Origin of the sequence: Hafnia sp. CBA7124 (genome assembly GCF_002355555.1) — a bacterium.
In the GTDB taxonomy this organism is placed as follows: domain Bacteria; phylum Pseudomonadota; class Gammaproteobacteria; order Enterobacterales; family Enterobacteriaceae; genus Hafnia; species Hafnia alvei.
Genome location: NZ_AP017469.1, coordinates 2,368,407 through 2,389,993, shown reverse-complemented (window position 1 = coordinate 2,389,993; position 21,587 = coordinate 2,368,407). Strand labels below are relative to the sequence as shown.

General features: G+C 47.1%; 21 protein-coding genes. 11 read left to right on the top strand and 10 right to left on the bottom strand.

The window, feature by feature from the left end; genetic code table 11:
* Positions 1–233: 233 nt before the first annotated feature.
* From CPY98_RS11000 to celB, 5 genes are read right to left on the bottom strand one after another with little or no spacing between them, the layout of a single operon-like run.
* Positions 234–545 (bottom strand): PTS lactose/cellobiose transporter subunit IIA, encoded by a 312-nt coding sequence (locus tag CPY98_RS11000; protein ID WP_046449238.1) that lies wholly within the window; start codon positions 543–545, stop codon positions 234–236.
* 2 nt (positions 546–547) lie between these two features.
* Positions 548–859, bottom strand: a complete 312-nt coding sequence (locus CPY98_RS10995) for a PTS sugar transporter subunit IIB (RefSeq protein ID WP_025796812.1) — start codon at positions 857–859, stop codon at positions 548–550.
* A 1-nt stretch (position 860) separates the two neighbouring features.
* On the bottom strand, positions 861–2,342 hold the full coding sequence (locus tag CPY98_RS10990; RefSeq protein ID WP_096387680.1) for a M17 family metallopeptidase: 1,482 nt from the start codon (positions 2,340–2,342) through the stop codon (positions 861–863).
* Positions 2,335–3,300 carry a N(4)-(beta-N-acetylglucosaminyl)-L-asparaginase gene (locus tag CPY98_RS10985; RefSeq protein ID WP_043493320.1) on the bottom strand — a complete coding sequence of 322 codons (966 nt, stop codon included), beginning with the start codon at positions 3,298–3,300 and terminating at the stop codon, positions 2,335–2,337. The genes CPY98_RS10990 and CPY98_RS10985 overlap by 8 nt, the downstream gene beginning before the upstream one ends.
* Before the next feature lie 35 nt (positions 3,301–3,335).
* Entirely contained in the window at positions 3,336–4,616 is a 1,281-nt protein-coding gene (gene celB / locus CPY98_RS10980; protein ID WP_096387678.1) for a PTS cellobiose transporter subunit IIC, read from the bottom strand.
* A gap of 169 nt (positions 4,617–4,785) precedes the next feature.
* On the opposite strand from celB, the gene CPY98_RS10975 reads away from it, so the two are divergent.
* Positions 4,786–5,661, top strand: a complete 876-nt coding sequence (locus CPY98_RS10975; RefSeq protein ID WP_096387676.1) for a hypothetical protein — start codon at positions 4,786–4,788, stop codon at positions 5,659–5,661.
* Between the two features lie 122 nt (positions 5,662–5,783).
* Here CPY98_RS10975 and sdaA read toward each other — a convergent pair whose 3' ends face one another.
* The 3 genes from sdaA to pabB all read right to left on the bottom strand — a co-directional run bounded on the left by sdaA (position 5,784) and on the right by pabB (position 9,770).
* Positions 5,784–7,148, bottom strand: coding sequence for an L-serine ammonia-lyase (gene sdaA / locus CPY98_RS10970; RefSeq protein ID WP_025796805.1), 1,365 nt, complete (start codon positions 7,146–7,148; stop codon positions 5,784–5,786).
* Between the two features lie 658 nt (positions 7,149–7,806).
* Positions 7,807–8,379, bottom strand: coding sequence for a CoA pyrophosphatase (locus CPY98_RS10965; RefSeq protein ID WP_043493316.1), 573 nt, complete (start codon positions 8,377–8,379; stop codon positions 7,807–7,809).
* Positions 8,376–9,770 (bottom strand): aminodeoxychorismate synthase component 1, encoded by a 1,395-nt coding sequence (gene pabB, locus CPY98_RS10960; protein ID WP_096387674.1) that lies wholly within the window; start codon positions 9,768–9,770, stop codon positions 8,376–8,378. Before pabB ends, CPY98_RS10965 begins: the two co-directional genes overlap by 4 nt.
* A gap of 188 nt (positions 9,771–9,958) precedes the next feature.
* Between pabB and CPY98_RS10955 the strand changes: the two genes are divergently transcribed.
* Positions 9,959–10,177 (top strand): YoaH family protein, encoded by a 219-nt coding sequence (locus CPY98_RS10955; protein WP_025796801.1) that lies wholly within the window; start codon positions 9,959–9,961, stop codon positions 10,175–10,177.
* Positions 10,178–10,219: 42 nt separating this feature from the next.
* On the opposite strand, the gene purT is transcribed toward CPY98_RS10955, so the two are convergent.
* The gene (gene purT, locus CPY98_RS10950) at positions 10,220–11,398 is read right to left on the bottom strand and encodes a formate-dependent phosphoribosylglycinamide formyltransferase (RefSeq protein ID WP_096387672.1); all 1,179 of its coding nucleotides are present in this window, start codon (positions 11,396–11,398) and stop codon (positions 10,220–10,222) included.
* A gap of 433 nt (positions 11,399–11,831) precedes the next feature.
* Here purT and cfa point away from each other — a divergent pair, with 433 nt between their 5' ends.
* The 9 genes from cfa (at position 11,832) to CPY98_RS10905 (ending at position 20,100) form a co-directional block, all read left to right on the top strand.
* Complete coding sequence (cfa, locus tag CPY98_RS10945; RefSeq protein ID WP_025796797.1) at positions 11,832–12,983, top strand: cyclopropane fatty acyl phospholipid synthase; 1,152 nt, start codon at positions 11,832–11,834, stop codon at positions 12,981–12,983.
* A 564-nt stretch (positions 12,984–13,547) separates the two neighbouring features.
* Complete coding sequence (cspE, locus tag CPY98_RS10940) at positions 13,548–13,757, top strand: transcription antiterminator/RNA stability regulator CspE (RefSeq protein ID WP_004094959.1); 210 nt, start codon at positions 13,548–13,550, stop codon at positions 13,755–13,757.
* Positions 13,758–13,839: 82 nt separating this feature from the next.
* Positions 13,840–14,349 carry a GNAT family N-acetyltransferase gene (locus CPY98_RS10935; RefSeq protein WP_063587047.1) on the top strand — a complete coding sequence of 170 codons (510 nt, stop codon included), beginning with the start codon at positions 13,840–13,842 and terminating at the stop codon, positions 14,347–14,349.
* 98 nt (positions 14,350–14,447) lie between these two features.
* Positions 14,448–14,753 carry a YebG family protein gene (locus CPY98_RS10930; RefSeq protein WP_043493310.1) on the top strand — a complete coding sequence of 102 codons (306 nt, stop codon included), beginning with the start codon at positions 14,448–14,450 and terminating at the stop codon, positions 14,751–14,753.
* A 39-nt stretch (positions 14,754–14,792) separates the two neighbouring features.
* Positions 14,793–15,101, top strand: a complete 309-nt coding sequence (gene yqfB, locus CPY98_RS10925; protein ID WP_040044868.1) for a N(4)-acetylcytidine aminohydrolase — start codon at positions 14,793–14,795, stop codon at positions 15,099–15,101.
* 102 nt (positions 15,102–15,203) lie between these two features.
* Positions 15,204–15,563: a protein YebF gene (yebF, locus tag CPY98_RS10920; RefSeq protein ID WP_025796788.1), complete on the top strand. Its 360-nt coding sequence runs from the start codon at positions 15,204–15,206 to the stop codon at positions 15,561–15,563.
* 628 nt (positions 15,564–16,191) lie between these two features.
* On the top strand, positions 16,192–17,079 hold the full coding sequence (locus CPY98_RS10915; protein WP_096387670.1) for an EAL domain-containing protein: 888 nt from the start codon (positions 16,192–16,194) through the stop codon (positions 17,077–17,079).
* Between the two features lie 79 nt (positions 17,080–17,158).
* A complete protein-coding gene (locus CPY98_RS10910) occupies positions 17,159–19,207 on the top strand; it encodes a S9 family peptidase (protein WP_025796784.1) in 2,049 nt (682 codons plus the stop codon).
* Positions 19,208–19,290: 83 nt separating this feature from the next.
* Positions 19,291–20,100: an alpha/beta fold hydrolase gene (locus tag CPY98_RS10905; RefSeq protein ID WP_096387668.1), complete on the top strand. Its 810-nt coding sequence runs from the start codon at positions 19,291–19,293 to the stop codon at positions 20,098–20,100.
* Between the two features lie 123 nt (positions 20,101–20,223).
* On the opposite strand, the gene CPY98_RS10900 is transcribed toward CPY98_RS10905, so the two are convergent.
* Positions 20,224–21,474 (bottom strand): NupC/NupG family nucleoside CNT transporter, encoded by a 1,251-nt coding sequence (locus tag CPY98_RS10900; RefSeq protein ID WP_096387666.1) that lies wholly within the window; start codon positions 21,472–21,474, stop codon positions 20,224–20,226.
* Positions 21,475–21,587 lie beyond the last annotated feature (113 nt).

Sequence of the window (21,587 nt, the reverse complement as noted above, 5' to 3'; positions counted from 1 at the left end):
GTAGCGTAAATATCAATGGCAGGTCGATATTGTAAAGATAATAAAACCGTTACGTGATTAAAAAACGGCTAAATTAGGATTTATCTACGCAGAACTTACTGTTTTCTATACAGACTTAGAGAAAATTCCGATGTAAGAGTGGCGTGTTTTTTTATGAAATACGTCAGTGATTTTAATAAATTTCTCAGATACGGGCTAAAAGCCCCCTTACTTTTAGCAAGGGGGATGTTCATTTAGCGTGCGAATTGTTGGTGCAGGGCGATAATTTCACGGCCTAATTCCATCAACATAATGGCATTCATTAGATGATCTTGCGCGTGAACCATCACCAAATGCACAGGGATCTTTCCTGTTCCTTCATCCATTTCGATCAGTTTGGTTTGCACGTGATGGGCTGAAGATAATGCCTCTTGTGCCTGCTGCATGTAGATTTCGGCCTGAGCAAAATCTTTTTCTTCACGAGCGCAGCGAATGGCCTGAAAAACTAAGCTACGTGCATAACCAGAGTTTGCAATGAGCTCCATCACTTCATTTTCGAGATCCATACTTAAACCTCTTCAATCAACGCTAAGGCCTGATCGAGTACCTTATCGCCTTTCATGGTGCCGTAGGCCATCATATCGATACAGGCGATTTTCTTGCCGTGTTCCTGAGCGATTTTTTCGCATTCAGGCAGCTTATAGCGGATCTGCGGGCCTAATAAGGCGACGTCAAAATCAGCAGCACAGGTCTTGTAATCACGGACTGATTTTGCGCAAATTTCAGCGTCGATACCGCGTGCTTTAGCTGACTCCAGCATTTTCTTAACCATCAAACTGGTCGACATACCAAGATCACAAACCAACAGAATTTTTTTCATATTATTTCTCCAAATCTTCTATCAAATGCTGCATTAAAAGAGGGATCGGGCGTCCAGAGGCGACGCTTCGGCCACCTTCGCGCCACAGCGCGGTTCCACTAATATCGAGGTGCGCCCAAGGGATATCTGCTGGGCAGAAACGGCTCAGGAAATAAGCCGCCGACGTGCTGATGGCGGCGTTGTTAGTCGGGGTATTGCAAACATCGGCAATAGCGCTTTCAACCTGTGGCGCAAAGCGCGGGTCGAGCGGTAGTGGCCACACCTCATCGTGTGCGTGCAGCCCGGCTTGAATGAGCTTGCGGCTGAGTTCAGCATTTTGGCTCCATAACCCGCTGAGGTCGTAGCCTAAGGCTTTGACGACAGCACCGGTGAGCGTTGCCATATCGATGATGTACTGAGGATGCTGATCGTCTAAGGTAAGCTGGCCGGCATAGGCAATGGCATCGGCTAAAACAAGGCGTCCTTCTGCGTCGGTGTTGTTAATTTCAACCTTAAGGCCGGCATAGCTTGTGACAACGTCACCTGGGCGCATGGCTTCTGGGCCTATCATATTTTCAGCGAGTGCCAAGACGCCAATTAAGCGTACTGGTAGCTTCATTTCAGCGGCGGCGAGTAGTAATCCAAAGACGTTGGCGGCACCGCACATGTCGTATTTCATGGTGTACATGCCTTCGCCGCCTTTGAGCCACAGCCCGCCGGTATCGAAGGTAATTCCCTTGCCTACATAGGCGCTGAATGGCCCGTCGGCGCGGCCTTCATAGCGTAGAACCATCAATCGAGGAGGGTTGGCTGCACCTTTACCCACCGCATGTAACAGACCTAAGCCTTGGCGCTCAATCTGTGTTTCTTCCAAAATCTCACAGCGCAGTGTTCGATAGGTCGCGATGATTTTCTCGATTTCGGTTACGACAAATTCAGGTGTGCATGTATCGCTGGGAATGTCTGCGATACGTCGAGCGGCGATCATGCCAATAGCCGAGGCTTCAGCCTGGCAACGTATTTTCTCCACCGCGGCTTGATCCTGTGGCGGACAGCAAAGGGAGATATGTTTAATCCGAATCGCAGGCTCAGTGCGTGTTTTGAGCCCTAAATCGCTCAGTTGATAATCCAGATTAAACAAGAAGATCAGCAATGAAGAGAGCATGGCGCGGTCTGCGCTTTTTTTGGTGTCCCACAGGCTGCAATCAACAATAAGTTCGCTACATGCCGTTTTACGTAACAGAGGGCGTAGTGCGGCATGGAGCTTAGTGGTTATCGAATCTAGCCAATGATCCTTGGGCAATAAGGTCACTCGACCAAAGGGTGCGCAGCCGTAGGCACAATCGGCGACGGAGTGTACCGCGTCTTTTTGCAGAGCCGATAATAGCGAGGCATCGATTTCGGTCTGCGTTAACAGCGCACTGCCAGCAAAGGAAATCAGGTGGCTATCTTTACTTGATAAGACGGCATGTGATGCAGCGTTTATGACCTGAGATTTAATCATATTGAGGTTCTCCGATAGGTGCGCGGATCCGCGCCGCATAGTCATTCATCCATGCTTCATCGGCAGGGACGTAGTGAGTGCGGTCGGATTGACGCTCGGCGAGGTAAACGGTAGGGGGAAGATCGCGCGTGGCGACAACAAATGAAAATGTTTTGATATTGGTTGAGACACCAAATTCACCCAGTTTATTCATGCAAACGACGGACAAATCCCCCACGCGACCAAAGCGCGCCATGAGTTTGTCTTCGAGCTCAAATATCACCGAGTCGGCGGCGTCCTGCGGTGTCATTCCGCCTTCCATGCGTCGTACAATCTCGTAGCTAGTGCAGCCTTTCATCAAATCTTCGCCAACGCCGGTGGCGGTTGCCGCACCAATTTGGCTATCACAGTAGAATCCGGAACCAATGATAGGTGAATCGCCCAGTCGGCCACGACGTTTCATGAATAAACCGCTGGTGGACGTTGCTACACTCATCGAACCATGGGTATCCAGCCCAATCATGCCGACGGTGTCATGGCCATCGTAGGGGCTAAGCCCCTGATCGATAGTTTCTCGACAGCGCTTGCGATAGTGTTGCATGGCGCGCTCGGTGAGCATGGTTTTTTCGGCAAATCCCTGACTCAGCGCCCATTCACGGGCACCAACGCCAACCAGCAAACTATTGAACCGTTCTCTACTCAGCGCATGGGCCACGCGAATGGGGTTGGCAATATCGACCAAGTTGCCGACGGCGCCAAACGCTAAGGTATCGCCATCCATAAACGCGGCGTCTAATTCAACTTCACCGTTTTCGCTGGGCAAACCACCGTAGCCCACGGATTTATAAAATGGAAAATCCTCAACGTCGGCAACGGCATTGACCACGGCTTTGGCTGACTTTTCCCCCTTCGCCAGCAGGGTGCTGGCGTGTGTGATGCCTTCTAGCGCCATGCGCCATGTCGCGATCATTCCCCACATGTAAAGCTCCTAATTCTTTGTATAACAGACATAATCTATTGTTTTTCTGCAACGCAATATTGTTTATCCAGAATGCGTAGGAAGGGCAGATACAGCATGGCCCCAATCAGCAGGTTGACGATTTGCATCAAGCTGCCGCTGATATGACCGGTGACGATAAACCCGCTGATGACCGGCGGTAGAGTCCAAGGAATAAACACGCCGGTGGTAACGGCAACCATGCCGATTTTCATGGCGATGTATTGAACGGTCACCAGAACCAAGGGAACCAAGTTAAACGGGATCAGCATGATCGGGTTCATGATGATAGGCAGGCCAAACAGGATCGGTTCATTGATGTTAAATACCGAGGCACCAGCGCCTAATCGAGCAACCTCACGCATACTTTTGCTGCGGGCGAAAAAGAGCATGGCAATCACGAGCGAGAGCGTAGCCCCTGCGCCGCCCATCCAGACCATATCGAAAAATTGCTCGGTGATAATGTGCGGTGGTGTGACACCTGCCTGAATGGCTGCGATGTTGTCGGTTTGGTTTTCCATCCATAGTGGACGAATAATGCCGTTCACCATTGAACCGGAGTTAATCCCCACCGACCATAGAATGGTGATCGATAACACCGTCAGCAGCGCACCAATATAAGAGGTACCAAAATGTCGCACCGGTGTGGCAACCACTTGATAGATGAACTGATGAATGGTTTCGTAGTGTGTATGTTCGAAAAGGATGCGAATGGCTAATACCAGAACGATCACGACCAGCGCCGGTATCAACGCCGCAAAAGATTCTTGTACCGCCGGTGGTACACCTTCCGGCATTTTGATAACCAGTTTTTTGCGCTTTAAGAAGCAAAATAGCTCGGTCCATAGCAGTGAACCGATCATGGCGACAAACAGCCCTTTACTGCCGATCCATTCAGTGGGAACCACAGTAATATTGCCGAGCGCCTCTACCTTAATGAATGGCGTCAGGATGAGGAAAGATACCAGAGCTAAAATGCCGCAGGATACGCGATCTTCTTCATAGTGCTCCGCGAGCCGATAAGCGACCAGAAAACTGATGAACAGCGACATGGTCGAGAAGACGGCGTTAAACGGGATTTCAACGATGTTGCTCCACGTTGCGCCAAACATGCCGGCCATAAACTGTTGATAGCTTTGGCTTGGAAATGACGAAATGATCAGTAAAACGGAGCCGACAATGATAAATGGCATAAATGAAACGTAAGCGCCACGTATTGCACACAGATGCCGCTGCTGTGCAGCTTTAGCCGCCAGCGGCATCAGTTTCGCCTCAAGAAATCCTAAAACGTTGCTCATAGAGAACTCCGTAAATTGCTTTTTAATGATGAAGTAACGGGATCTTAATGCGGCGATTATGTGTGAATGAGGTGATGATAAAGTTGCGTTAGTTCACAATGTGACGGTTACAACAAACAAGTCTCACATGATTGGATATCATTAATTCGATCATTCAAGGAGATCTGAAATGGAAATTAAGCTACACGCTAACGCGACAACCACGCCCAGAGTTCGGCGGTATATCCAACAGTCTGATAAGAGCGATAGGGTGCTAGCGCAAGAGCTCGGCATTTCGGTTGCAACGGTGCGTCGCTGGCGGCAGCGGCAAAGCGTTGCCGATCAACATACGGCACCGAAGAATGTGCACAAGGTATTGAGACCAGAGCAAAGCATGCTGATCAACTGGCTGAGACAAAAGCTGATGATCCCTCTCGACGAGCTGGTTACGTTGGTTAATTCAGGGATGCAGCAAAGTGTTTCACGTGCGGGTTTAGACCGCTATATGCGGCGTGCAGAATTGGCACATATGAACGTGCTAGAGGCGCGAGAGCTGCGCGGCAAAAAAGCGGTAAAGGCCGGAATGAACGTGGGAAAACTACGTTTATTTTATCAGCGCGTGAGTTTGCTCCCTGAAGACGGCGGCGAACATCATATCCTGTGGGCGCAAGAAGAGGTGAGCGGCTGGATGGCCGCACGTGCTTACGCAGGGGCATCTCCAACGCTGGTGGTACATTGGCTGGAGGCGATGATGAAAATCACACCGGCTGCTATACAATCTGTTGAGACTGAAAATAAGAAGCTATTTGGTAATGAATTGTCACCCGATCATCCATTACAGCAATGGAGCGCTGAACATGGGTTACCATTGACGCTAAGAGCAAGCGACACCGCTGATATTACGCTACGACTAGAGTGTTTCTTAAGTGAGCTCATTCCTGCTGTCGGGGATATTGGCCTTGATGATTATCTACAGCAGATATGCGAACAGTATAATCAACGCTGGTCACAGAAAAAACTGGGTGGTTTGACGCCGGAGGCATTTTGGCAAGAGTTTGCGCAGTAATTGTTTGTAGGGAATGAAAAAGCCCCAAGCCGTTATCAGTTTGACTGATAGCACGCTTAGGGCTTTAGGCTTATCAACGCAATCTAAAATGACTTTAGCTATTGCGCGAATTTAGCTACGGCTTAATCACACTGAACTTTAATCGCCAAGCCGCCACGCGAAGTTTCACGATATTTCGCGTTCATATCTTTACCGGTTTCGTACATGGTTTCGATGACTTTATCCAACGAAACACGCGGTTCTGAGGTACGTTGCAGCGCCATACGTGAAGAGTTGATGGCTTTCACCGACGCAATGGCATTACGTTCAATGCAAGGCACTTGTACCTGACCCGCAACCGGGTCACAGGTTAGGCCCAGATTATGCTCCATGCCAATTTCTGCCGCGATACACACTTGCTCAGGGCTACCGCCCATCAATTCTGTCAGACCCGCTGCGGCCATCGAACAGGCTACACCGACTTCACCCTGACAACCGACTTCAGCACCGGAGATGGAGGCATTCATTTTGTACAGAGCACCTACAGCGCCGGACGCCAAGAAGTAGCGCACGAAAACGTCTGGTGTGACGGGCTCTATGAAGTGGTCATAGTAGGCCAGTACGGCAGGAACAATGCCACAGGCGCCATTGGTAGGCGCAGTTACGACACGGCCACCGGCGGCGTTTTCTTCGTTAACCGCTAAGGCAAACATGTTCACCCAGTCGATCACCGTCATCGGATCTTTGTCGTATTTGTCGGTGGTGACGAGCATACGGCGTAACGCCGATGCACGACGCGGTACACGCAGTGGGCCAGGTAGAAGACCTTCAGTATTTAGACCACGGTCGATACAGGCCTGCATGGTTGCCCAAACGTCGCCAAAATAGGCATAAACTTCATCTTTGGTATGCAGCGCGAGTTCGTTTTGCATAACGAGACCGCTGATAGACAGCCCTGTCTCTTTGCAATGATCCAGCAGCTCTTGCGCGGAGTGGAACGGGTAAGGCACAGTCACGCCGCCCGCGCTATCTTTACCAAAGTGCTCTTCGTCAACGATGAAGCCGCCGCCGATAGAATAATAAGTTTTGCTATACAGCAATTTTTCGCCCGCAAATGCATGGATTTGCATGCCGTTTTCATGCAGCGATAGGTTATCGCTACGGAAGTTCATCCCGCCTTCGCGAGGAAAATCAACCTCATGCTGGCCATGAGCCAACAGCAGGCGCTGACGTTGCTCTACGTCGCGAATAAAACCCGGAATTGCATCGATATCCACGGTATCAGGCATGTTGCCTGCGAGTCCCATGATGATAGCAATATCAGTGTGATGGCCTTTACCAGTGAGGGAGAGAGAACCATAAACATCGACGGAAATGCGCGTGACAGAAGGTAGCAACCCTTTATCAATCAGATCGTCGACAAACTGTTTGCCGGCTTTCATCGGGCCCACGGTATGTGAACTGGAAGGGCCGATACCGATCTTAAACATGTCGAAAACGCTAATCACGTTGGGACTCCTTAGTAGACATTGCTTTCAGAAACATATAATCGTGCTTCGTGAAATACTGTCTTTATATAAAAGTTATTAGACTGCGGAAAACGGATTTGCCACCGTTAGTCCGTGGTGTTTTTTCTGGTGCTGTTTGCTCTAACGTTCAATGCGCTTGCTGCCGTGGAAGCAGTTTCACATTATAAAATTTAATGTAAGAATTCGCATGTTGCTCACGCCATGACTAAAGCGCGCCAACAATAGCCGAACTTAACGGGTGACGCACGTGCAATCCTTCAATTTATCTACAACAAACGCAAAAAAATCGATTAACCCTACATCGGGTGAGGTCTGTACACCGATTTATGCGACAAATAACCGGCGCTTGATCGGCATTTCCCTACCTGTGAAAAGATAATCTGACGGAAATATCTGTCACTACAAACAGGCTAATTCATAGTGGCTTATCTATGATATTGCGACATATGCCAGATAAATCAAGTAACGGGCCACGAATTTACCCGTATTTACCAAGGTTTATAGGGTTTACTTTAGCGGATAACAGAAAAAAGAGAGTGATAGGGATCGAGGAATCTCTAATCCATCTCGATGAGGGAATAAACTAACCCTATTGTTGAGATATCGGATTAGTTTGTTTGATGATTAGTAGGGCTGGCTAAACGTGGATTTGCTGAGCCAGTCGGCGAATAATGGCGGCCGTCATACCCCAAACAAAGAAATGCTCATACCAAGACAGATAGACTCGATGGCGATGTTCGCCGCGGTGGATATCTAGCGGATGATAGCGAGAAAGGGCGAGCGCTTCCCGCAGCGGCATTTCGAAAACGGCAGCAACTTCGTCTTCACTGGCGATAGGGGTGATACTGGGAGGCAAAAGTCCAACCACGGGAGTCACCCGAAAGCCAGTGATGCTGTCTACCGCCGGTAGCTGTCCGATAATGTGAACGCTCTCGGCAGGGAGCGCGATCTCTTCCTGAGCCTCGCGTAACGCCGTCGCAATCAAAGAACCGTCGGTTACATCAGCGGCACCTCCCGGAAAAGCAACCTGCCCGGCATGTTTACGTAGATGGCTTGAACGCTGAGTTAACAACAGCGTCGGCTGTGGGCGATTAACGATGGGGATCAGAACCGCGGCTTGGCGCAGATTATGGCCTTCGTTCGTTTGGATAGGGGCCTGCAGCTGAAAGCGCGCCACAAATTCGCTGAGTTCAGGAGAAAGCCGCATCATGCTGACACCTCGACGTCGCCAAGGATCGGCAATATTTTCCCAACTTTGTCGAAAGTTTCTTGGTATTCCGCATCGACCTGACTGTCAGCGACAATGCCACCGCCCGCCCAGCAATGTATTTTGCCATTCTCCGCTAACAAAGTACGTATGGTGATACTGGTATCCATATTTCCACAGCAGCTCATGTAGCCAATACTGCCGCAGTAGACATTACGCCGCTGAGGCTCCAATTCTTCAATAATCTGCATGGCGCGAATTTTAGGTGCTCCGGTGATTGATCCTCCGGGGAAACACGCGCGCAGCAGATCGGTTGCATCAAGGTTATTCGGCAGCGTTGCGGTGATCGTGCTCACCAGATGATGTACCGCAGGGAAGGGTTCCACAACAAACAGCTCGGGAACGCGCACGCTGCCTGCCTGAGCGACGCGTCCGACATCATTGCGCATGAGATCGACAATCATCAGGTTTTCAGCCTGATCCTTACGAGAGCTCGCCAGCTTTTTAGCCTGTAATTTATCGGCAATAGGGTCGGCTAAGCGCGGCAGCGTACCTTTAATGGGGCGCGTTGAGATATTTTTCTGCTCAAGCTGCAAAAAACGCTCAGGTGACACGCTCAAAATGGCGCTTTCAGGTAAGCGCACAAACGCCGAAAACGGTGCTTTGTTGTGCTCATTCAAACGTAAAAAGGCCTGCCACTCATCACCTTGGTAGCTCGCGCTGAAGCGTTGGGTCAAATTAATCTGATAGCAGTCACCCGCATGTAGATAATCATGAATGCGGGCAAATCGCTGGCTATATTCTTCCTGGGTTAAATTGGCTTGCCAAGATGACGTTAACCGGAAACGAGAAGGCTGCGGCGTTTTGACCTGAGAGCTCAACCACGCAAGGCGTGCTTGGGCATTGCCGTGCACGATTAAGGTTAAGCGCTTTAATCGGTGGTCCGCAACCAATGCCCAATCATAAATTCCCACCGCCATATCAGGTGTTGATAAATCAGCATCGGCCTGTTCAGGCAGGGTTTCAAAGCGTCGCCCAAGATCGTAGCCCCATAGACCGACGGCACCGCCGCAAAACGGGGTGTCGGCTTGTTCTGACATCGTTGGAAGCAGACGCGATAATTCTGCTTGAACCAAGCGCAGCGGATCTTGCTCGCTATAACGAACATGGCCGTTTTCTGCGATGGCGGTTTGTTGCCCTCGGGTGGTTAGGGTGAGCAAAGGCTGGGCGACTAAAATATCAAACCGATTATGGTGATGATTAGCGCCGCCGGAATACAGCAGCATTGCCCAAGGTTGTTGCACGAGCGGAGCAAAATAATGCAGCAGGGCATCCGGTGTATAGTCTAAATCAATACGCGACAGTGCAGCAGGTGAAGAGGTTATGGCAGTCATGGACGAGAGATCACTTTTATAGGTATGCAGATATTTTGGTTCAACGTCGATGTTGATATGACAAAGATAAGACTACCATAAATTGCAGGCAAGATTAGCGGATAAATGCCCTTGCATTATCTAGGCTTGTGCGTGGTTTGCGGCTATACTCTTGCCCCCGTATAACCATTCAGCAGCAGGAGTTATTGATGAACAGCGGAATGCCAGCGTTATCACATACAGAACAGCAAGAGGCTGCCGATCGCATTCACAAACTGATGGAGCAGGGCATGAGCAGCGGCGAAGCTATTGCTCTGGTCGCGGCGGAAATTCGTGCTAACCACACCGGCGGACACATCCAAGTCTTATTTGATGATGAAGATGAAAACGAAAACGAAAAACAAATCGACAAACAAAATGAAGAATAATCTGTAATGAAGCGGCGCGGAGACGTTTCCGCGCCCGATGTTTTATCCTTTCACTACCACACAACCGCTGACTTGCTTGGCAAGCGCAATCGCTTTATCAATCGTCTCTTCATACGCTAACGCAACGCCTAAACGGCGGGTGCCATCGATTTCTGGTTTGCCAAACAATCTTAACTGCGTTTGTGGCTTCAGTGCCTGTTTCACGTTTTTGAAGACGACATCGTTGCTGTGCAAACGTGGCAGGATCACCGCAGAGGCGCTGGGACCAAATTGGCGAATATGACCGATAGGTAAACCAAGAAACGCACGAACGTGCAGTGCAAACTCTGACAGATCCTGAGAAATCAGCGTCACCATGCCAGTATCGTGTGGGCGTGGAGATACTTCGCTGAAAATGACATCGTCGCCACAAACAAATAGCTCAACGCCAAATAGTCCATAGCCCCCCAGAGCCGTGACGACTTTACCCGCGATCTCCTGAGCCTTCGCGAGTGCGTTGTCGCTCATCGCCTGAGGCTGCCATGATTCGCGGTAGTCGCCGTCTTGTTGTCGATGACCAATTGGCGCACAGAAATGTAATCCATCACAGGCATTAATGGTGAGTAAGGTGATCTCAAAATCAAATTTCACCAGACCTTCAACAATCACTTTCCCTTGACCCGAACGGCCACCAGACTGGGCATATTGCCACGCGCTAGTCATTTCATCGGCATGGCGAATCAAGCTTTGGCCTTTGCCGGATGAGCTCATCACAGGTTTGATAATGCACGGCAGACCAATTTCTTGCGTAGCTGCGTTGAATTCTTCCTCTGTTTCGGCAAAACGGTAAGGAGAGGTGGGCAACTCTAGTGTTTCAGCGGCCAGACGACGGATGCCTTCGCGGTTCATGGTGAGCTGGGTCGCCCGTGCACATGGGACGACCTTTTGTCCGTCGTTTTCCAACGCAACCAGCATCGATGTGGCGATAGCTTCAATTTCTGGCACGATAAAATCTGGGCGTTCACGCTCGACCAGCTCTTTAAGGGCCTCAGCGTCTAGCATGTTTATCACATAGCTACGGTGGGCAACCTGCATGGCGGGCGCATCGGCATAGCGGTCGACGGCGATAACTTCAATGCCTAAACGTTGGCATTCGATAGCCACTTCTTTACCTAATTCACCGGACCCTAAAAGCATGACGCGAGTGGCGTGTGGGCGGAGCGCAGTTCCAATCGACAACATAATCAACATCCTATGAGCTTGCAAAAAATCGGTTGCAGTATATACGAAAACGTTTGCGTGTCAGTAATTCGATTTAATTTGCACCATGAAAATAAGGTTGAGCTGCCAATTTCACTCAGGACTGAAGAATACGATAGGTCAGTCAAACAGGGGGGAAATAACATGTGTTGCTAATTATTTATTTAGGATGTTAATTATATTTATATATGAGTTTCGGTTGGATGCAGACAACAGACAAAAAAATACGTTGCTCAGTTCAATCGGCTTATCACAGGTTGATTAAGTTAAATTTCATTTATATGATAAATCTATTGTATGATAAATACAGCTATCGGCGAGGGTGAATCCCTGTTGGGTACTGAATTTTGAATAATTAAAACAGCAATAGCCGTGCAGCTGGAGGGTTAGCGCGGTATAGGGGAGAAAGTGAACCATGAGTTCGACGTGTGTTGTTGAGACAGAATTAAAAGAAGACAATTGGTACAGAATTGCAGAGGAAATGCTAAGCCAGGCCGGAATTACTATCAATGGGACTCGACCGCAGGATATTCGCGTCAAAAACCCCGAGTTCTTTCATCGCGTGTTGCAAGAGGGATCGTTGGGGCTTGGCGAGAGCTATATGGACGGTTGGTGGGAGTGTGATCGTTTAGATATCTTTTTCCAACACATTTTAGCCGCTGAACTTGATGAGCATTTGCCGAAACATTTCAGTGATATTGTACGAATTGCTTCAGCTCGCATTTTTAATTATCAGACTCGGAAACGTGCATGGATCGTGGGGAAAGAGCACTACGATCTGGGTAACGACCTGTTTAGCAGAATGCTCGATCCGTATATGCAATATTCTTGCGCTTACTGGAAAGATGCAGAAACGCTGGAGCAGGCTCAGCAGGCAAAATTGCGGATGATCTGTGAAAAACTGCAACTGAAGCCGGGAATGACCTTACTGGACATTGGCTGTGGCTGGGGAGGATTGTCACAGTTCGCGGCGAAAGAGTACGGTGTGTCGGTGAAAGGAGTGACGATTTCTGCTGAGCAGCAAAAAATGGCGCAAGAACGTTGTGCAGGCTTAGATGTCGAGATTTTGCTACAAGACTACCGAGACTTAAACGAAAAATTTGACCGTATTGCTTCTGTTGGAATGTTTGAGCACGTGGGACCAAAAAATTACCGTACCTATTTCGAAGTGGCTGCGCGCAATCTAAAACCAGATGGGCTTTTCTTGCTCCACACCATCGGTTCTAATCAGACTGACCTGAACGTCGACCCATGGATCAATAAGTACATCTTCCCGAATGGCTGTTTACCGTCGGTGGCACATATTGCTTCGAACAGTGAGGATTTGTTCGTGCTGGAGGATTGGCATAATTTTGGCGTCGATTATGACCGTACATTGATGGCTTGGTTTGAGGCATTCCAGAAAAGCTGGCCGGAAATTAAAGACAACTATAGCGATCGTTTCTATCGGATGTTCACTTATTATCTTAATGCGTGTGCAGGAGCATTTAGAGCAAGAAACATCCAACTCTGGCAAGTCCTTCTAAGCCCTAAAGGTGTGGAAGGTGGAATTCGTGTTCCTCGCTGATAATGAAGGGGTCCGCAGTGTCGATTGCGGATCCTGTGTTCATTATATATTCGTGTAATAAAAAGATGACAGCGACGCGCTGTTTATTTCAGTCTGTTATTCAAAGCCTTGTTCGTTTGTTTTATCGACATCAAAGTTATATTTGTGATGTACGTCGCTATTTTATTTATGAATGTTTTTGCGTATTAATAAAAAATAATGTAAGTACGGTGTGTTTTTTTACTCTGTTGATTATTAACAATTTATTTTTTAGTTGCTGATTATTGTATCGACTAATATTTGTCAATATATAGAATTATAACAGACTGTACGTACAGTATTTATAAACAAGGCTATCACCCACGAAATATTTGCGCTGAGCATGAAACTATGCGTTAATACTGACGCCTGAAATGCTGATGTAATCATATCGTTTTTGTTTGCTTAATGATTCGGCTTATATTTCTGCCTATTCTTAAATGGGCGTTTAATTAACCGAGCGTTAGGATACGATTCGTCTAGGTTATGTTAGTAAACGGGTCTACCATGCCTAACGGCAAGTAATTTTAAGTAAAGGAAAGTTAAATGAGCAAGAAAACTGGTCACGTTAAATGGTTCAACGAAAGCAAAGGATTTGGCTTCATCACTCCAGCTGATGGTTCCAAAGATGTATTCGTCCATTTCTCTGCCATCAAGAGTGACGGCTTCAAAACTCTGGCTGAAGGCCAGCAGGTAGAATTCGCCATTCAGGACAGCCCACGTGGCCCGTCTGCGGCTGATGTTATTGCGCTGTAATTAAGCTGATACTATCATGCTGACAAAACCCGCCGAGTGCGGGTTTTTTGCATTTTAGCCTCAGAATGGATAGAACCAAGCAATGACTAATGAAAACATAACGTTCCAGTACGCAGAACTGCAGCATCTCACGATGTTAGCCGAAGTGGAACGCCTCGCCGCCGCACAGTTTCCCGCAGACAGACTCCCAGAATCTTTACGCAATGCTACGCTATCTGCTGAGCGCTTATTGCAGGCACACCAGGCGCAAAACCTATGGGTAGCCATCCGCAATGAGAAACCTATTGGTTTTGCCATGCTCGAGGTTATCGGTGAATTTGCTCATTTAGCTGAGGTGAATGTGCTACCCGCATTCAGCCAGCGCGGAATAGGGCACTATCTGGTTGATCACGCTTTAGTTGCAGCCCGCCAGCGTGGTTTTAGCGGGGTAGGACTGACTACGTTTCTCGATTTACCTTGGAATGCGCCTTTCTATCAGAAAGTCGGCTTTACGCTGGTGGGGGATGAGCAATTTCCTTTCTTAGAACGCGCGTTGCTGGAAGAACGCAGTGCAGGGCTTATTCAGCGAGTGGCGATGTTCTACTATTTCTAAACATTTATGTCTAAACGTCACTTTTAATCGTTGTCAATTTTGCAGAAAGAGATAAAAATAAATATACTGATATTATATACAGTATTTCGGAGTGGTTTATGAGCGTTGAAATTCAGTACGTGGTAGTTCGTGATGGAGTAGAAAAAATGACCTTTGCCAGTAAAAAAGAAGCCGATGCTTACGATAAGATGCTGGATCTGGCAGACAATTTGAGTGAGTGGCTGGCGGATTCATCTGTTGATTTAGAAGACGGCGTTTTGGAATCGCTCAGTTTTTACCTTGCAGAGCATAAAGATCAGCTTTCGTTGCTGTTGCGTGGTAACTCTCTTGAATCGCTAAAGGCAGGCGACGAAGAAAAAAATACGCCTAAAAAGGTAAAAGTTGCGATTGATAACGCCGCCTAGTGTTTTAGTTCACATATTATTTACTTTTCTGGATCTAGAATGAAACGTGAGATAACATTTTACCGTCGTTTTGAAGCTGATATTTTGTCAGGTAAGAAAACCATCACGATCCGTGATAGCAGCGAATCTCACTTCGAGAAAGGAGAGTTGCTCAGCGTGAGTCGCTATGAAGACGGGGTCTATTTTTGCACGATCGAAGTTGAGAGTGTCACCCCTGTGTTGATGAGTGAACTGACAGAGCTTCATGCGGCGCAAGAGAATATGACACTGGACGAGCTGAAGCAGGTTATCAGCGAGATTTATCCAGGGCTTAATGAACTGTATGTGATTAGTTTCCACATACGTTAGCGCGCTTTGCCGTGTTCAGGCACACAGAGCGTGCGTTCATATCATGGAATAGCCATCGGCTGCAGGGAAGATCTCTGCGCCAAAGCTAAATGAGGATTGAAAATGAACAAAATTACGTTAGGTGTGGCTGGATTAGCGTTGGCGCTTTCAGCGGGTGTTGCTCAAGCTCAACAAAGTGAGCAGCGGGTGGTTACCATTGCGAACTGTGAGCAAACTACAGCAACTCAGCTTTCTACGATGGTGAAGAACGACTTCTTACAAAATAGAATTCCGCGCTGGGCTGATGATAAAGCACTGTTGGGCACGAGTACGCCAGTGGTGTGGGTGAATCAGGATCAGGTTACCCAAAAGGGGAGTGACTGGGTGCTTAAGCTCACCGTACGCGGTACAAAAGTTGACAAAAACTATACCGTTAACGTTGATTGCAAAGCTGGAAAACTCGAATATTCCCACCCAGAATAAAACTTATTTTTGTATCATCTAAAACCTCTTTATTAAAGTTAAAGAGGTTTTAAAATTTCTTTTTAGGAAAAACCACAAAGTCCATATGTATTAATCTCAGTTATAAATCTTATTCCTATTAAATTTTTCCCGTTATTGTCCTGATGAACATGGATTTAAAATCTGAGGCGCAAAGAAACATTTTTGACTATAAATATTAAGCTAATAAATATCTTGAGCTGAGAATTTGACTTAGTTCGATATCATGGTCTAAAAATTTTGCTTATTAGGGCAAAAGTGCTAAATTGTATGTTTCTCACTTCAGAGAATATAATGTAAAATAGTTTTACGATAAAGCTTATCTTTTTGAAATTTAAGACTTATTGAGATATCTTCTCGTTTTGCTTGGTGTAATTTATCTCTTGATGTCATGGCCGAGTGTGCCATCGAGTATACACACATGTGTTATTTTACGATGGATGTGATGTTTGGTAGCTATAGGCCGCCATTTTAATGTGCGAACTCGCTGGTAGGCTGTAAGAATATTCACTATTTCTTTAGGATTGTAATTTAAGTGTTTTGAGATTAGCGAATTCTAATCTGAATGCAGTTAAATCAAGCATCATTTTATTAATAATTAGATAACAAAATGAATAATAAGCACTATAATATTTTGGGTGTTTTAGACCAGAGTGTTTCTCCTTTGGAATTAGAGATGGCATTGCAAACAGCGTTGCAATCGGCCTTCACTGAGCATGAATTTTATTTAGACTACCAAGCACAATGCAATATTAATGGCACTTTATTAGGTGCTGAGGCCTTAGTGCGTTGGCGCCATCCTCAGCAGGGGACACTTTTGCCCTATGATTTTTTGGACTCCTTAGAACGTTTTGGTTTGATGCATGCATTGAATCTTTGGATTGCTGATAATGTCTGCCAACTGTTGCAGCGTGTTCATCGTGAAATATCCCCTGATTTAATATTGTCATTCAATTTGCCATTAGCTCAACTTTACACGACGGAATTCAGTGAACAGATTGGTAATGTTTTACAGCGCTATGATATTCCAGCAAATAGATTAGTCATTGAACTACTCGGGGATAATGATTTGTTTAGCGATCCGTTGGTCATGACGGAATTACATAAACTGCGTGCGTTAGGTTGTGGTTTGTCGGTTGATCATTTTGGAGATAACTATCAATTACTTTCCTTGCTGGCTGATTTGCCGTTAACTCAGATCAAAATTCCCGGCGAGCTGATCCATGCCATGCAAAACCCCGATGCCTGTATGTTGGTAGAGCACCTTATTTTGATCGCCAATGCGTTGAATATGAACGTGATAGCAGAGCATGTTGAAACCGAAGAGCAGTTTAAGGCGTTAGAGGCGTTTGGTTGCCCAGCGCTGCAAGGCTACTACCTTTTTAGCCCGATGAATGAAAAAAACTTTTTTATTGTATGTAAACAGCTTACCGAGATCCGCAGGTCGTATAATAATGTAGAGAGAGGGGAGTTATCTCCTGTCGACTACAAGCGTTAATTTTTGCCCTTTCGTGAGTTATCTCTGGGCGAGCGCTTCTAAGTTACATGCATCAGATTACAGGCGGTAAGCGTAGATAATGAAGAAAGCACCGATTGCAGCAAAACACCCGCACGTCATGGAAATGCATGGCGATACACGAATCGATAATTACTATTGGCTGCGTGACGATGAACGCAGCAACGAAGCGGTTCTGAGTTATCTTGAAGCTGAGAATGCCTATACTCAGGCGTGCATGCGCGGTGAAGAAGAACTTCGAGAGCAACTGTTTAATGAAATGGTTGAGCGTATTCCTCAAGAAGACGAATCTGTGCCTTATCAACGTAACGGCTACCGATATCAGTCGCGATATAAACCTGAACAGGAATATGCGCTGTATGTTAGACAAAAGGCTGATGCGACAGATAATAGCGCCTGGGAATTGCTCGTCGACAGCAATGAGCGCGCTGAGGGACATGATTTCTACGCTTTAGGTGGCATTGAAGTTAGCCCTGATAATCAACTGATGGCTATCGCTGAGGACTTTCTCTCTCGGCGTCAGTATGACATTCGCATTAAACGTCTGAGCGACAACAGCTGGTACGACGAAGTTCTGGACAATACGGCGGGGCACTTTGAGTGGACTAACGACTCCACCACAATCTATTACGTACGTAAACATCCTCAAACGCTGCTGCCTTACCAGGTCTATCGCCATCGTTTAGGAACACCGGTTGCTGAAGACCAACTGATCTATGAAGAGTCTGACGATACTTTCTACGTTGGCTTAGAGAAGACCATCTCTAACAAATATATTCTGATTCATATTTCGAGCACCACAACCTCTGAAATCTTGCTGTTGGATGCTGACGATACTAATGCTAATCCAGAGATATTTTCAGCGCGTCGCCGCGACCATGAATATAGTTTGGATCACTACCGCGATACCTTTTATATCCGGTCTAATAAAGATGGGAAAAATTTCGGTCTTTATCAATCTACCTCAAGTCAGGAACAGACCTGGCAGGCTATTATTGCCGCGCGCGACGATGTGATGCTTGAAGGCTTTAGCCTGTTTAAAGATTGGCTGGTGGTTGAGGAGCGGGAGCAGGGATTAACTAATCTGCGTCAGATAAATTGGCAAACCGGTGAAGAGAAACATATTCGTTTCGATGATCCAACCTATATGACGTGGCTGTCGTTTAACCCAGAACCAGATACCGAGCTACTACGCTACGGCTATTCTTCAATGACTACGCCCAGCTCCGTATTCCAAATCAATATGGACACGGGTGAGCGTACGTTGCTTAAGCAGCAAGAAGTAAAAAACTTTGATGCTGGTGCTTATCGCAGCGAGCGGTTATGGGTGGTGGCTCACGACGGCGTGAAGGTGCCGGTTTCCATCGTCTATCGACAGGATCTTTTCCGTGCTGGGCACAACCCTGTATTGGTCTATGGTTATGGTTCCTACGGAAGCAGCATGGATCCTGCTTTCAGTGTTAGCCGCTTAAGCTTGCTTGACCGCGGGTTTGTATTTGCTCTTGCCCATATTCGCGGCGGCGCGGATCTTGGGCAACAGTGGTATGACGATGGAAAATTGCTTCATAAGCAAAACACCTTTAGCGATTTTATTAGCGTGACTCAATACCTCGTTGATGAGAAATATGCCGATGCCAAACAGGTTTACGCCATGGGTGGCAGTGCTGGGGGATTGCTGATGGGAGCGATTGTGAATCAGGCTCCTCAGTTGTATCACGGTATCGTGGCTCAGGTGCCATTTGTCGATGTCGTGACCACGATGCTTGATGAATCTATTCCGCTGACAACGGGCGAATATGACGAATGGGGCAATCCGAATGATGCTGAGTACTACCACTATATCAAGCAGTACAGCCCTTATGACCAGGTGAAAGCGCAGGATTACCCACATATGTTGGTGACCACTGGGCTACATGATTCTCAGGTGCAATACTGGGAACCTGCGAAATGGGTGGCGAAACTGCGTGAGATGAAAACGGATGACAACCAGCTTCTACTCTACACGGATATGGATGCTGGGCATGGTGGCAAATCAGGGCGCTTCAAAGCCTATGAAGATATTGCATTAGAATATGCCTTTATTCTGGCATTAGCCGGTATTCATCAGTAGATTTTAAGACCTATGCTTGTGAGCGTGATATCGCTTACGGCATAGGTTTTTTTGTATTTTTCTTCTATTCGCAAGGATCCCGAATGCCTTTTATCCAAGTAAACGACCGTCAAATGCACTATATCGATCGCGGTGAAGGTTTTGCTCTGCTTCTTGGTCATAGTTATATGTTTGACTCCAACATGTGGGCGCCACAAATAGAGGCGCTGAGCCAGCATTTTCGCGTCATAGCGCCAGATTTATGGGGGCATGGAAAGTCCGATCCACTGCCGGAGTCACGACGTTCTCTGAAAGATTTAGCCAGCGATCACTTGGCTCTGATGGATGCACTGGATATCAATGAATTTGCCGTCGTTGGGCTGTCGGTAGGCGGAATGTGGGGCGTAGAGTTAGCCGCGATGGTTCCCGACCGCGTGCGCGCGCTGGTATTGATGGATACCTTTGTTGGATTGGAGCCTGAAGTCACATTCAAGAAATATGACGCCATGCTAAATGCGATTGATGCAGCGGGAAAAGTACCTGCAGTGTTAGTTGAACAAATCGCACCCATGTTTTTCTGCCGCGAACCCGAGCCCCATCTGCTGGAGGCACTAGCTGAGCATCTAAGCAATCTATCCGAATCCGTTTTACGCCAAAGTATTGTGCCGCTTGGCCGCATGATCTTTGGTCGCGGTGATAGCTGCCCGCTGCTGGAAGAGCTCAAGATGCCTGCGCTGGTAATCACCGGTGAGCAAGACGCACCAAGACCACCATTAGAAGGCTATCTGATGGCTGAAATGTTGAATTGTAAGCAGCTTGTTGTCCCTCAGGCAGGACATATTTGCACGCTTGAACAGCCCGAGTGGGTCAACGAGGCCTTGCTGAATTTCCTCATGTCGATTGTTAGACGATAGGGGCGCTGTATTAGGCCAGTCAACGCGGGTGATTTGATACCGCTTGGTATCGTTCTACGCAGTTTACGTAGCGCAGTACAAAATAAATGAACAACGCGCCAGCTTAGTCTGGCGCGTTATCGTTTAAGCAAAACCAATAAAGAAACCTGCAATGGTGGCACTCATTAAGTTCGAAAGGGTGGCTGCAGCCAGCGCACGAAGTCCCAACTGAGCAATTTCAGATGCACGCTGTGGTGCAATTGCTGAAAATGCGCCTACAACTACGCCAATGGAACCAAAGTTTGCAAAACCACACAGTGCAAACGAGACGATGGCAATAGTCTTAGTATCCAACATGCTACCGGCTTGCAGGTAAGGGGAGAAACTGAGATAGGCAACAAACTCGTTGATTGCCAATTTCTGTCCGATCAGACTTCCTGCAAGCGATGCATCTCCCCAATCGACACCCATCAGCCATGCAAGCGGCGCTAACATATAACCAAAGATACCTTCGAGCGTGACATGGTCAAAGCCAAACCAGCTACCAACTCCGCCAATAATGCCGTTGATGAGTGCAATAATAGCCACAAACGCCATGACGACCGTTGCTACTCCGGCGGCAATTTTCATCCCAGCAATGGCGCCTGCTGCGATAGCTTCAATAAAGCTTTTGGGCGGTGTTTCAGTAAATGAAAGATTATCAAAGTCGATCTGAGAGGCTTCTGTTGCGGGGCTTAGAATACGAGCAAACAAAATACCTCCGGGGATCGCCATCAAAGATGCCGCCAGAAGGTAATCAATTGGTACGCCTAATCCGGCATAGCCAATCATCGTCGAGCCGGCGATGGAGGCCATACCGCTACAAATGACGGTAAACAGTTCATTGCGATTTAGGCGGTCAATAAACGGCTTTACAATCGCAGGTGTTTCATTTTGTCCAAGAAAAATAGTTGTTACGGCGACGAATGACTCGATTTTACTAATGTTAAGTGCTTTCTGGAAAATTCCGCCTAAGATGCGAATTAATATTCCCATTACGCCAATATAATAAAGCAGACTGACTAACGCAGTGATAAAAATAATCGCTGGCAAGACACGAAAGGCAAAAATAAAACCAGAGCCGTCAAACAGTTTATCCATTTTTGGCCCAACTAATGAGCCGAAAATAAATGCACTACCCGCATCGCTATAAAGCATGACTTTATGTATGCCGAATGCAGCCTGCTCTGCTAACCATTTTCCAGGTGGGAAATAGAGTATTGCGCCGCCGATCAATATTTGTAATATTAGCGCCGCGCCAACGGTGCGAATACTAATGTTCTTTTTATTTACTGATAGCAAAAAAGCAATGACTAACAGTACCACCATACCTAGAATGCTTCTCATCGTATCCATTATGAATACCTTTTATAAACGTCTTATGGTATGACTGATCTTAATAGGCAACAATATGTTGCCTATTAAGATTAGATGGACAAAGTATTTATATGCCGTATGCCAAAAGCAAC

What these genes read in the sequence shown, in the direction of transcription:
- CPY98_RS10995 (WP_025796812.1), bottom strand. Translation starts at nt 859, where the DNA reads ATGAAAAAAATTCTGTTGGTTTGTGATCTTGGTATGTCGACCAGTTTG.
- yebF (WP_025796788.1), top strand. Translation starts at nt 15,204, where the DNA reads ATGAACAAAATTACGTTAGGTGTGGCTGGATTAGCGTTGGCGCTTTCA.
- CPY98_RS10910 (WP_025796784.1), top strand. Translation starts at nt 17,159, where the DNA reads ATGAAGAAAGCACCGATTGCAGCAAAACACCCGCACGTCATGGAAATG.
- CPY98_RS10915 (WP_096387670.1), top strand. Translation starts at nt 16,192, where the DNA reads ATGAATAATAAGCACTATAATATTTTGGGTGTTTTAGACCAGAGTGTT.
- CPY98_RS11000 (WP_046449238.1), bottom strand. Translation starts at nt 545, where the DNA reads ATGGATCTCGAAAATGAAGTGATGGAGCTCATTGCAAACTCTGGTTAT.
- celB (WP_096387678.1), bottom strand. Translation starts at nt 4,616, where the DNA reads ATGAGCAACGTTTTAGGATTTCTTGAGGCGAAACTGATGCCGCTGGCG.
- pabB (WP_096387674.1), bottom strand. Translation starts at nt 9,770, where the DNA reads ATGACTGCCATAACCTCTTCACCTGCTGCACTGTCGCGTATTGATTTA.
- CPY98_RS10965 (WP_043493316.1), bottom strand. Translation starts at nt 8,379, where the DNA reads ATGATGCGGCTTTCTCCTGAACTCAGCGAATTTGTGGCGCGCTTTCAG.
- CPY98_RS10985 (WP_043493320.1), bottom strand. Translation starts at nt 3,300, where the DNA reads ATGTGGGGAATGATCGCGACATGGCGCATGGCGCTAGAAGGCATCACA.
- CPY98_RS10975 (WP_096387676.1), top strand. Translation starts at nt 4,786, where the DNA reads ATGGAAATTAAGCTACACGCTAACGCGACAACCACGCCCAGAGTTCGG.
- CPY98_RS10900 (WP_096387666.1), bottom strand. Translation starts at nt 21,474, where the DNA reads ATGGATACGATGAGAAGCATTCTAGGTATGGTGGTACTGTTAGTCATT.
- yqfB (WP_040044868.1), top strand. Translation starts at nt 14,793, where the DNA reads ATGAAACGTGAGATAACATTTTACCGTCGTTTTGAAGCTGATATTTTG.
- CPY98_RS10930 (WP_043493310.1), top strand. Translation starts at nt 14,448, where the DNA reads ATGAGCGTTGAAATTCAGTACGTGGTAGTTCGTGATGGAGTAGAAAAA.
- purT (WP_096387672.1), bottom strand. Translation starts at nt 11,398, where the DNA reads ATGTTGTCGATTGGAACTGCGCTCCGCCCACACGCCACTCGCGTCATG.
- CPY98_RS10905 (WP_096387668.1), top strand. Translation starts at nt 19,291, where the DNA reads ATGCCTTTTATCCAAGTAAACGACCGTCAAATGCACTATATCGATCGC.
- CPY98_RS10955 (WP_025796801.1), top strand. Translation starts at nt 9,959, where the DNA reads ATGAACAGCGGAATGCCAGCGTTATCACATACAGAACAGCAAGAGGCT.
- cfa (WP_025796797.1), top strand. Translation starts at nt 11,832, where the DNA reads ATGAGTTCGACGTGTGTTGTTGAGACAGAATTAAAAGAAGACAATTGG.
- CPY98_RS10990 (WP_096387680.1), bottom strand. Translation starts at nt 2,342, where the DNA reads ATGATTAAATCTCAGGTCATAAACGCTGCATCACATGCCGTCTTATCA.
- CPY98_RS10935 (WP_063587047.1), top strand. Translation starts at nt 13,840, where the DNA reads ATGACTAATGAAAACATAACGTTCCAGTACGCAGAACTGCAGCATCTC.
- cspE (WP_004094959.1), top strand. Translation starts at nt 13,548, where the DNA reads ATGAGCAAGAAAACTGGTCACGTTAAATGGTTCAACGAAAGCAAAGGA.